Source organism: Microbulbifer guangxiensis (assembly GCF_021729075.1).
Classification (GTDB): Bacteria; Pseudomonadota; Gammaproteobacteria; order Pseudomonadales; family Cellvibrionaceae; genus Microbulbifer; species Microbulbifer guangxiensis.
The window spans coordinates 577,527-589,490 of sequence record NZ_JAJSAQ010000002.1 but is presented as its reverse complement, the minus strand read 5'-3'; the positions used below and the strand labels follow the sequence as shown (position 1 = coordinate 589,490).

10 protein-coding genes are annotated in these 11,964 nt (G+C 61.6%); 3 read left to right on the top strand and 7 right to left on the bottom strand.

What is annotated here, in order from left to right:
• Nucleotides 1-15: 15 nt before the first annotated feature.
• From LVD12_RS06695 to LVD12_RS06670, 6 genes are all read right to left on the bottom strand, one after another.
• Nucleotides 16-810 (bottom strand): MotA/TolQ/ExbB proton channel family protein, encoded by a 795-nt coding sequence (locus LVD12_RS06695; protein ID WP_237066699.1) that lies wholly within the window; start codon nucleotides 808-810, stop codon nucleotides 16-18.
• A gap of 100 nt (nucleotides 811-910) precedes the next feature.
• Nucleotides 911-1,204, bottom strand: a complete 294-nt coding sequence (locus LVD12_RS06690; protein WP_237066697.1) for a hypothetical protein — start codon at nucleotides 1,202-1,204, stop codon at nucleotides 911-913.
• A 9-nt stretch (nucleotides 1,205-1,213) separates the two neighbouring features.
• Complete coding sequence (locus LVD12_RS06685) at nucleotides 1,214-3,304, bottom strand: PEGA domain-containing protein (protein WP_237066695.1); 2,091 nt, start codon at nucleotides 3,302-3,304, stop codon at nucleotides 1,214-1,216.
• 308 nt (nucleotides 3,305-3,612) lie between these two features.
• Entirely contained in the window at nucleotides 3,613-5,181 is a 1,569-nt protein-coding gene (locus LVD12_RS06680; RefSeq protein WP_237066693.1) for a tetratricopeptide repeat protein, read from the bottom strand.
• A 67-nt stretch (nucleotides 5,182-5,248) separates the two neighbouring features.
• Nucleotides 5,249-6,472: a hypothetical protein gene (locus tag LVD12_RS06675; protein WP_237066691.1), complete on the bottom strand. Its 1,224-nt coding sequence runs from the start codon at nucleotides 6,470-6,472 to the stop codon at nucleotides 5,249-5,251.
• Nucleotides 6,473-6,489: 17 nt separating this feature from the next.
• Nucleotides 6,490-6,942 (bottom strand): hypothetical protein, encoded by a 453-nt coding sequence (locus LVD12_RS06670; RefSeq protein WP_237066689.1) that lies wholly within the window; start codon nucleotides 6,940-6,942, stop codon nucleotides 6,490-6,492.
• A 28-nt stretch (nucleotides 6,943-6,970) separates the two neighbouring features.
• On the opposite strand from LVD12_RS06670, the gene LVD12_RS06665 reads away from it, so the two are divergent.
• Nucleotides 6,971-7,750: a hypothetical protein gene (locus LVD12_RS06665; RefSeq protein ID WP_237066687.1), complete on the top strand. Its 780-nt coding sequence runs from the start codon at nucleotides 6,971-6,973 to the stop codon at nucleotides 7,748-7,750.
• A gap of 214 nt (nucleotides 7,751-7,964) precedes the next feature.
• On the opposite strand, the gene LVD12_RS06660 is transcribed toward LVD12_RS06665, so the two are convergent.
• Nucleotides 7,965-9,266, bottom strand: coding sequence for a hypothetical protein (locus tag LVD12_RS06660; protein ID WP_237066685.1), 1,302 nt, complete (start codon nucleotides 9,264-9,266; stop codon nucleotides 7,965-7,967).
• 645 nt (nucleotides 9,267-9,911) lie between these two features.
• On the opposite strand from LVD12_RS06660, the gene LVD12_RS06655 reads away from it, so the two are divergent.
• Nucleotides 9,912-10,979 carry a branched-chain amino acid aminotransferase gene (locus LVD12_RS06655; RefSeq protein ID WP_237066683.1) on the top strand — a complete coding sequence of 356 codons (1,068 nt, stop codon included), beginning with the start codon at nucleotides 9,912-9,914 and terminating at the stop codon, nucleotides 10,977-10,979.
• A gap of 317 nt (nucleotides 10,980-11,296) precedes the next feature.
• Nucleotides 11,297-11,893, top strand: coding sequence for a Yip1 family protein (locus LVD12_RS06650; RefSeq protein WP_237066682.1), 597 nt, complete (start codon nucleotides 11,297-11,299; stop codon nucleotides 11,891-11,893).
• The last annotated feature ends 71 nt before the right edge of the window (nucleotides 11,894-11,964 follow it).

The following is an 11,964-nucleotide window of genomic DNA, read 5'->3' as shown; positions in this document are numbered from 1 at the left end:
GCTGGCGGAAACCTGTCAACTGACCTTGAGGAACCGCAGCAGGTGGTTGTCGCAATAATTCTGTGTATCCAGTACCAGCCGCTCCTGCATCAGCTGCAGCTGGTGTGTGAAGAACATGATCACGATGCTGATCACCAGGGCGATGAAAGTAGAGTTGAAAGCCACACCGAGACTGACGGTCACACCGGCGATATCGCCTTCCACGGCCTTGTGTGCCTGCGAGAGTGCCTCACCGATACCGCGCACCGTGCCGATAAAGCCGATCGACGGGATGGCCCAGGTGATGTACCGCACCATGGCCAGTTCGGAGTCCAGGCGGTCGCCCTCGGTTTCACACACCTCCTTGACCGAGTTCGAGACCGCGGCCACGTTTTTGGTGGAGGCGAAGCGCTGCAGGGCCGTGAGCAGGGCCCGGGGCAGCAGGTAGTTGCGCTCCTCCTCCGGCAGGGCCTGAATCGGCCGCGACAGGTCCCGCGCATCCTCCGGCAGGATCGGGGTGCCTTCGCTGACGTTGAGCAGCGCCTTGTCCAGGAGGCGGCGCTCGCGCATGCTGCGCTGCGCCTTCAGGCCCATGATGGCCATGGCCCAGAGCATCAGCACAAAGCACGCTTCCTGCTCGTAATCGCGCATGACGATATACAGCGAGCGCTGCTGGACATAGGTTTCACCGGCGGCCTCCCGCGCCAGTTGCTCCTCGATCAGGGCATCGGCGTTGGGGCGGATGACTGCCACATACACGGCGTGCACGAGGATGACCGCCGCCAGCAGGGCAAATAGCTGGAAGACAAAATCGGACGACTTGAATTTCATAGTGCTTCTCGCTCAGTTACCGGGGCGACGGGATGAGCCTCGCCCCTGCAGACCTCATTTTTCGTTGTACTTGTAGTGATGGTTCCTTTGTGCGCCTGTCTCAGATATCCACCGGGAACGAGACGGACAGGTCCTCTGAGATTTCCTCCGAGGCCTCGTAATCATCCGCGTTGTTATTGCTCGCCGAGCCGCCAGCCGTGCCGGAGCTTTCCCCTTCACTGGCTTTCTCCCCGACCTGGGCCACCTGCACCGGTTCCTGCGTATCCTTCTCGCCCTCAGTCGTTTCCTCTGCGGCGATTGGCAGCCCGGAGAGAGCGATGGAAGTCGCGAACAGGAGCGCCCCCAGCAGGCCCGCGGGGCGGCCATGTCTTTGCTCTTTTGAATGGCACTTCATGACAGTCTCCTAGTTGACCCAGCGTGCGACACGAAAGCCCACGTCGTTGCGCGGTTCGGCACCGTAATCCCGGTAGGAAAGTCGCAGTTCCGTCAGCCCTGCATGGCGCCAGCTGGAGCCGCGGATCACATGGTAATCCCCATCCTGCGGGCCGACCGGGTTTTCCTCCCTGCGCAGCGAGAGACCGGTACCGATGGTGTAGAGGTCGTGCACCCACTCCGAGACATTGCCGCCCAGGTCGTAGATGCCCAGGGAATTGGCCTGGTAGCTGGCGACCGGGGCTGTGGCGGCATAGCGGTCGCTGTAAGTGCGCAGCACCGCGGGAAGCAGCTGTGCAGCATTGTTGTCGGCATAGTTGCCGGAGTTTTTCCGCACCGGTAATTCATCGCCCCAGGGAAACTTCTTCATGCTGCCACCTTCGTAGCGCGCGGCCCAGGCCCACTCTGCCTCGGTAGGCATCCGGTAACCGTTGGCGCTGGCATCAAAGCCGACAACGCGCTCTCCCTCAGTGCGGTAGACCGGCTTCAGGCCATCGCGGGCGCTGAGCCAGTTGCAGAACATGGCGGCATCGGCCCAGCTGATGTTCACCACCGGCAGGTTGTCGTTGTCGAGGCTGACACCGTTCACGTGGCTTGAGGAGTGCATGCGCTTGTAGCGGCGATACTCGCGGTTGGTGACCTCGGTGGTACCCAGGTAGAAGGGGCGTGTCAGGGCAACCTGACGCAGTACCTCATTGGCGCGCCGGCCCTGCTCGCGCCGGGAGGAGCCCATGGTGAATTCCGCGTTGGGGCGCATGAGAACCATGCGACCGCCGGCACCATGGGTGAATTCGGCCGGCACCTGGCTCCAGCGGGCTTCCTCTGCGGTCAGCAGTACTGCGCGGATACTCTGTTCCAGCTTGGCACTGGGAACCACGGTGGTTTCGTAGTCCTCGAAGCCACTCTTTCGAACAACGATACGGTGACTGCGGGCGGGCAGGGTAAAGGTTTCACCGGCGCTGCCGGCGAGGCGTCCATCGATGTAGACCTCTGCATTGGCCGGACTGCTGGTGATGCGCACTTTGCCGAATACTGCCGACAGGTCGATGGTCATTTCCCGCTCGACGCCGGCGGCGATATCAATGGTGCGCTCCACGGCGGAGTAGCCATCCTTGAACAGCCGCACCTGGTGCGTGGAGCCCGGCTCCAACTCGACATCCAGCGGTGTGCGGCCGCGGAATTCACCGTTTACGGTGACACTGGCGCCTTCGGGGGTGCTGGCGAGGCGCAGGATGCCGTCTGCTGCTGCGAGATCCACCGGGGTGAGTGTCTGGTCGACGCCGGCGGTTACCGCCACTGGTATTTCCGCGGTTTTGTGCTGTGGCTTGGAAATTTCCACGATCCGGTCACCCTGGATCAGTTCGGCGGTCATGGGGGTGGTGCCCAACACCTCGCCTCCCACCGTGACGGTGGCACCCGGGGGATTGCTGCTGATGCGTACATTGGCCCAGGCGGGGCGCAGCTTGACCTGCAGGTGCTGGGTATTGTCGAGGCCCTCGATGTCCACCTCGCGGGTGAAGGGCAGGTAGCGATCGGTCAGCACGGTAATGCGTTTGCGGCCAGCCGGGATGTTTTGCGCCAGGCCCTGCTCACTGGCCACCTCGGCGCCGTCCACAAGGATGCGCACCGGAACCGGCGGATCACTGACCACCTGCAGGTGGCCGGGCAGGCGTTCCAGCTTGACCGCATGGCGGCTGTTCTTTTCCTCGGACACGGAAACCTTGCCGCTCTTGGGCAGGTAGCCTGTGGCTGTCACCGTGTATTCGTAATCGCCGGGCAACACCAGGTGACCGTCACCCAGGGGAATGGCAAAGCCCCTGACTTTGACGTCGGCATCGGCAGGCTGGGTTTCAAAGATGAGTGAACGTGCGACCAGGAGGTAAACCAGGACCAGCAGGCCAAAGAGCATGCTACCGGCAATTACGAGAGCCCGGGTTGAGAACAGCATCTGTCGCGCACGGTCCTCAACCTGAACGGGCGAGAAACCAGTGGGCTGGATGACCGAAAATTCATCGTCCGCGCGATCGCCATCACGGACAGGTACCGCTTCCTTCGCTGTCATTTATGCTTTCCTGTTACTGCGCACTTATCTGAATTATCGCAATGGCGGCAGCGACTGCCGCGCCCGGGTCAGGGCTCCGGCACTCCCTCGCTCCGTGCACTCAAGCTTAGCCCGCAACCCTGCCTGGCATGATGGTCGTCGGACCCTTTGGCGCAAAAAACATCTTTTTGCGGATACCGGCGTCGCCTTTCGGTCCAGTTTCATCAAGCGATAATTCCGGGCCCCTGCCGTTGCCGGTTTCCGGCGGAGTGGGTAATTGGCAGTTGCCCGGATTATTTGATCTGAATCCCGGGCGACGGTTCTTCGATTCAGCTGTTATTGGCGCTGTTTATTTTTTCTGCACACTGGATGACGACGACCGGTGGTTCTTCCCCGGGAACAACGGTGAATTCACGCCGCACATCGCGATAGCCGGCACGGGTTCCCACTGCGGTGTAACGTCCCGGCTTGAGGGGGATTTCCCGCTCGCTGAAATTACCCAGCCTGCCCACGTGGTAGATAGTGACATGGGTGGTGGCGTCCGACTGCAGTCTGACCGCCACTGGAATCACTGCCTGGGTGAGCGCCGTTTCCAGTGATTCGATCTGGCCCTGCAGTTTGGGTGAATCGGCGTTGATTGCCCGCGCATCCTTCAACACGGAACGAGCATACTGGTTCTGCTTGCTGCCACCGAGGGACAGCGGGTCTTTGAGCAACTCGCTCAGGCGGTCGTCCAGCTCCGCCCGTGCTTGTGAGCGCGCTTTGCCGGTGATGGCGGAAACCAGGCTTTTGTCGATTTCCAGCAGGTTTTCGTAGCTCTTCACCGCACCGTGCCACTCCTCGGCGGCTTCCTGCTGACGCGCCCGGGCGAACAGGCTGTCGATGCGGGTTTGGGTCAGCCCGCTCCTCGCCTGCTGGATGCCCACTTCCGGATCCTCTTCACCGGGCTTCAGCTTTTGTGCGCTGCGAAACGCCTCCAGGGCGGCGGAAAAATCCCCGGCACTGATTGCGGCGTAGCCCGCCGACATGGCTTCGCTGTAATCCCGGTCCTTGATGGCGGCGAGCACCTCAGGTAACAGCGCCTTGGCTGGCCGGGTTTCCCCGTCCACCTTCAGTGACTGTTGCAGCGCCTCGCGGGCGGTATCCAGGTCCTGTTCTGCGAATGCCTGCTTGCCACGGGAAAAATGCTGCCAGGCTTCTGGCAGTTTTTCCGCCCGGGCCTTGCCTTTCACCCCGCGGGGGTGGTCATCAGAGATGGTGAGTACCAGGTCGAAGGCGCTGTGGGCCCCCTCGGCATCACCGCGGTCCAGGGCCTCATTGCCCTCTGCCAGATGTTTTTCAATACGCGCGGGAATGCTGTCACGGATTTCCTGCAGGGCGGCCAGGGAGGCGCGGTATTTTTCCAGTGCCTGCATAAATTTCCGCTGACGGTAGATGGTGTCGGCCTCCTCAGCCAGGCCTCGCGCGCTGCCGAATTCCTCGGCCGCCCAGGTATCGACGTGCCGCTCACGCAGTTCTTCCTGCAGGGCGAGAATGTCCTGCAGGACCTTCTGCACTTCGCGGCGTTGCTGGGCAATCTCGGCATCGCTGAATGGTGATGCCTTTACAGGCTTTTCGCGGTTGCCCGCAGGGGATTGCTGGGTAACAGGTGTCGCAGCCACGGGGGCCTGGGGTTTGGGTTTGTCGACCGCCTGGGGCAGCACCCAGAAAACCCCGACCAGGCCCAGGACCAGCAGCGAGCCGATGGTGAGTGCCCGATAGTCGCGGCCCGGGGGCGCGGCCCTGGTCGAGTCCTGTTTCTGCCCGGGCTTGGCTTCCGGTGTGACACTGCCGCCAAAACTGAAATCTGCGGGGCTGATGATGCCCTTGTCATCCGGGTTCTCGTCGCGGTGTTGCATAGTGATTCCGCAAAGTCGTGGTTATTGTTCCGGGCAGCGCGGCGGTGTTTCCCACCGCCGCACATCATCAGATACTGCCGTCGAGCCCGCCGGTTTCCGCTTCGTAGATTTCCTTCAGGAGTTCGCGCCACTGGCGGTACTGGTTTTCCACTGTGCCGCTCAGCGTCACCGTGCGATCCTCCAGCTCGACGATCTGGGGCTCCACTTCCGCCTCCATGGAATCGCCCAGTTCCTGCAGGGCCTCGATATGCATCTTGGCTTCGCTGCGGCGATCGAAACCGCTCTTGACCAGGTAACCGCCGCCGGCAACCGCCACATTGGCGGCCTGGCGGGCGGCGCCGCCACCGGCGCCTGCCGCAGCGATACCGCCGACAATCGCCGCTGCGCCCATAATGGTGTGGTTACGTGCCTTGCGCTTGAGCTCGCGCATCTGCTGCACCTCCTCGAAGCTCAGGGCACGCCACTCCTGGTAAGGCGCTTCCATGGACTTGACGAAGGTGCCGTAGTAACCCTGCAGGGTATCCACGAACAGGTAGTCCCGTTCGCGAATACGTCGTACCCGCTGCAGCATCGGGTCATCTTCAGCGGGCAATGCCTTGAGCTGGTAGATGCCGTCCTCGCTCTGGGTGAGATAGCGGGAGAAAGCATCCGGCGAGAAACTGCGGGCAAACTTCATTTCCGAAATGGTGCGAAGCTCGGCCACATACTGGTCCGACAGCTGCTGCCGGTAGACCATCATGTCGTTGGCAATACGGTTGTACAGTCCCTGGAAGGCATCGCCCTCGGTGGGGTGTTTGCGGTCGTAGGCGTAGTGGGAGGCCTTTTCACTGTATTCCCTGGTGAACCAGCGCTGACCGCGGGAGTCGACCACTGTGACCTCGAGGGTGAGCGTCTCGCCATCGGACTGCAGGATGCGGCCGGTCACGGTGACATCGATGTTGGAACGCGCGCTGGGCACAACGCGCACGGCCCCCCAGCCCTGGCTCGACTGCAGGGATTCGGACAGCGTGACCGCGATATAGCGGGATTCCGCCTGGCGCAGTTCGGGAAATACCAGGTCTTCCTCGCTGACCTCGGTGGTTTCGAGGCCCGGGTCAAACTGCACGATACCCACATCCAGCAAGCGGCCTTCCGGAATGGCGGAATCCTCCACGGTCAGCGGGGTGTAGGCCGTGGTCCGTACCTCGGTCGAGGTGCAACCGAAAAGGACCAGGCCGGCAACGAGGGCCAGGCTGCGACCGAGAAAGCGGGCGATGCCGGGGTGAAACAGAGTGGCATTCAGTGACTGCATTGGGGTTCCCTCCGCGACTACTTCTGCGATTTCTTGTATTTGCGATATTCCTCCCAGAGCTTCTCGCGGAGCTCCGGATCCGACTCCCGCATGGCGGCTTCGCGAATCTGGCGTGCCACCACATCATCGTCATCTCCTTTGGGGATGTCGGCGGGAACCACTGGCGTGCTGCCGCTGTGGTCGAATTCTCCCTTGCGGCCAGCTGTCTGCATACCGGGGCCAGTGGCCTGGCCACTGGAGTTGCTCTCCTCCGGGCCCGGGCCACCCCCCTCACCACCGCCGGGCGGGGGCGGGATCTCAGCCTCTGCGGACTCGATCAGGTCCTCGAGGGATTCCCCGGGTGGCGGTTCGTCCATCTCCTCGGTCTCCTCTTCGGAGGCGGGCCGATTGCGCACATAGTCCCGCTCCCGCAGGATCATGCCGTCATAGCTGGCCATGGTGGCCTCAAATTCTCCCTCCAGTTGTTCCACACGCTCTGCGGCAGTGGCGGGTGCTTCGTTGGGGGCGCTGCTGCCGCCAGAGGGTCCACCACCACTGGCGGGAGAGCCCGAGGCGCTGCTGCTGGCAGCACTGGATGCGCTGCTGGCGGAGCTGGTCGCCGAGGCAGAACTACTGGAAGCGCTGCTCGCGGAACTGCTGCTCGAGGCGCTGCTGCTGGAGGAACTGTTACTTGAGGACGCTGCTGTCTGCTCTTCCTCGGAAAAATCGATTTCATCCGGTGGCTCCCCCTCACTGTTGGTGGAGGGGTCCGGGGGCATGTTGCTCTCTTCCGGCCGGCGATCCGATTCACTGTATACCGGTGATGACGGCTGGTTATTCCGTGCGGTCGGATCCGGCATGGAATCGGACGCAGAGCTCTGGCGCCGGCTCTGTTCCTCGCCGCTACTGGCAGCGGTGGTCGCTTCGCGGCTCGCTTCGCTGCCGGACTCGATGGTGGGCATGCTGGTATTCGTGCGGCTGTCGCTGCTGTTCGGCATGCTCTGGCTGGGCGAAGAGCGCGAGGAGCTGCTGGAGGAGGTGCTGCTGGCAGTCTGCGGCTGGCTCTGGCTGCGGCTCGAGGACGGGCTGCTGGGGCTTGGCTGCGACTGGGACTGGGATTGTGAAGATGAGCTCGACGACGGCTGCTGGGGCTGGGCCGGCGGCTGTTGTTGGGTCTGCTGGGTTTTGCAGCCGGCGATCACTGCGCTCAGCACGATGACCGAAGCGAGGGTGCGCCAGCTGCGTGTGTGCTGCGTTGAGCCTGGTACCGCTATCCGTAGAGTCATTGTTCTCTCCTGAGGCCCGGTTCCCGCCCGGGCTAATGCGTGTGCGTGCGTGAGCGTTTGGCGGCAGTCCCGCGAGGGTAAAATTGGGCGATCTCCACAGCGCACAGGGCCGGGCATAGCCCGGCCTGCGTCCCGCTGATCATGCGTCCTGTCTTCTTCGACAGCGCCTTGCCCTGCTGGGTTTGGCTGCCGGTTCAGAGGGGCGCAGGAATCGCCAAGTTTACCCGTCAGTCGAACACGAATCGCTGCACGATGCCGGTGGTCTCCACCGGTTCGCCGTTTTCAAACCGCGGGCGGAATTTTGCCCGCTTGAGCGCATTGCGAACCCGGGAGCGCATGCCGACATCATCCGCGGGCTCCGCATGCAGTATCTCGATATTGCGTACTTTGCCAAAGGCGGTGACGTCGTAAGACACGGTCACGTAGGCATCCGCGAGCCCCTGCCGGTCCTCCTCGAGCATCGGCAGAGCGGGCAGGGCGGCGGGCCGGCCGAAAATCGCGTCTATTTCCTGATTGGTCGCACCGTTGTCCCACAGCGCCTGGTAGGCCTCGCCATAGGTTTCGCGGGCCGAGTGCCACTTGTTGAACATCATATACCAGTCGCCGAGTTCAACTTTGGCCTTGGCCGAAGCGGCCGGCGGCGACTGTGGGTTTTTCTGGTAAACATCGACGATCCTGGCGATCGCCTGCTTGCCGGAGCTGAAGCTGTTGAGCTTGTAGTGATCGAGCTTCGTGCGGCGGGCTGCGTCCATATCCGGACCGCCGCCGAAGTTGGCATTGACCACCACCGGTTCCTGGGGCTCGCCCTTGTAGGTGGCGAGGTAATAATTGGTGGCCTTGAGGCCGCGTAGAGCCTCCACCAGACGGAGGTCGTTGGCACCGAAATTATTGGTGATGATGTCGACCGCCAGGCTGTAGAGATCTGTGGCACTGATCAGGTGCTCGAACAGGGTGCCACCCTTTTCCTCTTTGTAGGCCTGCAAATGCCAGCGGCTGAGGCTGTCGATCACCGGCAGCATGCGGGGATCATTTTCACCATAGTTGCGCGCATGCAGCCAGTAGAGGTACTGCTGGTTGTCGTTGGCATCCTCCCACTGGTTGAGTGCGATCTGGCTCTCGATCATGTTCTCGATCATGGGGACCTGGTTGAGTGAATAGAGTCCCTCATTGACACGGTTGATGAGCATGGCGCGGCGAAATTCGCTGATGGCCTCTTCGTGGGCGCCGTTGCGTTGCAATGCCGTGGCCAAGCCGACAAGCTGCTCGTCGATACCGGCACCATAGGCGCCGTACTGGGCTTCCATCTCCTCGATGCGTTCGCGGTAGCTGTCGACGACCTCAGAGGGCCGCAGCTGCCGCTTGGCGAGGTGCAGGGGTTTTGATGCCGCTTCGAGGTAGGCGGGAGGTGGAGCGCTGGACACTGTCGCGGATGTGTCTTCGACTTCCGCGCAGGCGTTGCCACACAGCAGAGCTGTGGCTGTAAACATCAAGCCGATAGCAATGTCTTTGCTGATTTCTGTCTGTGTCACGATTGAACCACTTCTGTTCCATGTTTTGCTTCACCCGTCCCCGCAGCCGCAGCGGCCAGGAGTCGAGCACTTACTCCGCTTGGGCACGGATGCCGTGCGGATTTTCTCTCCCTGAAGTGTGGTTCTCTCAGTCCATGACAGTGCCCGGAGTGATTTAGATCCCGAGCCGGGTCCGACGATAGGTTGAATAATGCGTCGAATCCCGTCAAGACGCCCGTTGCCTGTTATTCAGCGCCTCGCCAGATCAGTATAGCCAACGGCACGTTTTTGCCGCGCCATGTCGGCGATGGGGGTGCTGCCTGTCCGGCGTTTTTTCTCCTCACACTCAATTACGTGGTCGCCCCTCAATCGGTTTAGCAGCGGGGATGCCGGCAGTGCGCCACTGGTCATCGATATTAAGAAATACGCGCCAATATTTTTGTGCGGTGGTTAGAAAAGCGGGTTCATGGGCGCGGCTTGCATGTGCCGCGGTCGGGCTGTCTGCGTGACTGCCGGATTAGCTCTGTTCATTGCGATATTACTATCCTAATGATCGTGTTTAGTGCCGTCTGATTTTGCGCAATAGAGGGGGCTGGCGGTCGAAGTATTTGGAGTGGGCCCGGCTTGGCCCCATAATCAGCGCACAAGATAAGGAGGAGGCCCGAGGTGAGCGTATCCATTGATCCCGCGGTGGCGGCAAGTCTGCGCGGATTTGAACTGCCGGAGAAGTTGGGTTTCGGCAATGTGATGGCCCCGGTGATGTTTCGCGCCACCTGTCAGGATGGTGTCTGGAGTGGGGGCAGGCTGATTCCCTATGCGCCATTGTCACTGGACCCCGCTGCCAAGGTATTGCATTACGCCCAGTCCTGTTTCGAGGGCATGAAGGCGTATCGCACCAGTGGCGGGGTGAGCCTGTTCCGGCCCGAGCGCAATGCCCGCCGTATGGCCTATTCGGCAGAGCGCCTGTGCATGCCAGCGGTACCGGAGGCACTGTTCATGGACGGGGTAAAGACCGTGACGGCTTACTGTGCCAACCTGGTGCCGGCGAACAGTGGGGAGTCTCTTTACCTGCGCCCGTTCCTTATCGGCACCCAGCCGGACCTCTCCGTTTCTGCCAGCACTTCCTATGAGTTCTATGTGATTGCCAGCCCTTCGGAGGCTTATCACCCCGGCAATATGCGGGTATGGGTGGAGCGCGATGATGCGAGGGCCGCAGTGGGTGGTACCGGCGACGCCAAGGTGGGCGGCAACTATGCAGCCTCCCTGCAGAGCATTGCGCGCCTGAAGAAGCGCGGCTTCGACCAGTCGCTGTGGTTGAACCCGGGCAATCGTCACACCGTGGACGAATTGTCGGGCATGAACTTCTTTGCCGTGATGGACGGCGAGCTGCATACCCCCGCCCTCAACGGCTCTATTCTCGAGGGAGTAACCCGTGACACGCTGCTGGCCCTGGCCCGCGAGCAGGGTTATGTGGTGCACGAGCGGGAGATCGATATCGACGACCTGCTGGCGCTGGTGCGCTCCGGCACCTGTAGTGAGGCCTTTGCCTGCGGTACTGCTGCAATCATCAGTCCGATCAGCGTCCTTGGTGACGGCGATGCGCGCTACGAGCTTGCCACTGCGCCGGGGCCGGTCGCCGGCTGCCTGCGCAGTGCGCTGCTCGATATCCAGGAGGGGCGGGCCGAGGATCCCTTCGGGTGGATGGTGCCCGTCGATATCGCCGAAGTGGGCTGAGTATTGTTGGCGGGCAGGGGCTACACCTTTCCGCCGACACTTTTTGCTGCCTATCTGGTGCAATCCGGGTTGATTGGTAGCACCCGTTCACAAGCGGCTGTTTCCTGCAGAAACGTGCACGGCAACAAAAACGCCAATTCCTGAAATCCCGTTGACTTGCGCGACCACGCTGTTACAAGCTGAAAGCGCAAAATAAGAAAAAGCTGGAGCTTCGGGAATGACCTCAGTGGTATTCCTCACTTTGACAAGCAGTATCCAGATCAATTTGAGCTGACAGGTCTCGCCCGGGGTTCCTCGCACAGCGTGAGGAAAACAGGATGTTGAGCCATATGTTCGGACTGCTGGTACAGCCGCGCAGGCAGTGGCAGCAAATTGGAAGTCTGCCGGAAAAGAGTCTGCGCCGGCAGATCCCTTATGTCATCGTGCTGGCATTGTTGCCCGCGTTGGCCTGGTTTATCGGAACCACGGAAGTTGGCTGGTCCATCGGTGATGGCGCAACCCGCCGCATCACAAGGGACAGCGCCCTCTCCCTGGTGGCAGTGTTCTACTGCACCATGGTGATTGCCGTGATGGCGATCGGGTACTTTATCCACTGGATGGCCAAGACTTACGGTGCCGAAACCTACCCCATGAAGGGGATGGTGATCGCCGGCTTCACTGCGACGCCAATTTTCCTCGCCGGTGTCGCCGGTTTCTATCCCATTCTCTGGCTGGATATCCTGCTGGCAACGCTGGCGGTGGCCTATGCGGTATACCTGCTGTACCTGGGGATCCCAATCGTGATGGGTGTGTCCGAGGAGCGCGGTTTCCTGTTTGCCAGTGCCATTGTCACGGTATCACTGGTGGTTGCCGTGATGGTCATGGTGGGCACGGTACTGTTCTGGAGCTTCGTGGAAGCGCCGGTATTCCACTGATGTTGCGCGGTGTTCGCCCCGGGCCTGCCGGGCGAACACCGGCAGAGATGTTTCAGGCTGAGATCACCTCC

Excerpts from the sequence above, each read along its gene's own strand:
- LVD12_RS06695 (WP_237066699.1), bottom strand. The coding sequence starts at position 810 with ATGAAATTCAAGTCGTCCGATTTTGTCTTCCAGCTATTTGCCCTGCTG.
- LVD12_RS06690 (WP_237066697.1), bottom strand. The coding sequence starts at position 1,204 with ATGAAGTGCCATTCAAAAGAGCAAAGACATGGCCGCCCCGCGGGCCTG.
- LVD12_RS06685 (WP_237066695.1), bottom strand. The coding sequence starts at position 3,304 with ATGACAGCGAAGGAAGCGGTACCTGTCCGTGATGGCGATCGCGCGGAC.
- LVD12_RS06680 (WP_237066693.1), bottom strand. The coding sequence starts at position 5,181 with ATGCAACACCGCGACGAGAACCCGGATGACAAGGGCATCATCAGCCCC.
- LVD12_RS06675 (WP_237066691.1), bottom strand. The coding sequence starts at position 6,472 with ATGCAGTCACTGAATGCCACTCTGTTTCACCCCGGCATCGCCCGCTTT.
- LVD12_RS06650 (WP_237066682.1), top strand. The coding sequence starts at position 11,297 with ATGTTGAGCCATATGTTCGGACTGCTGGTACAGCCGCGCAGGCAGTGG.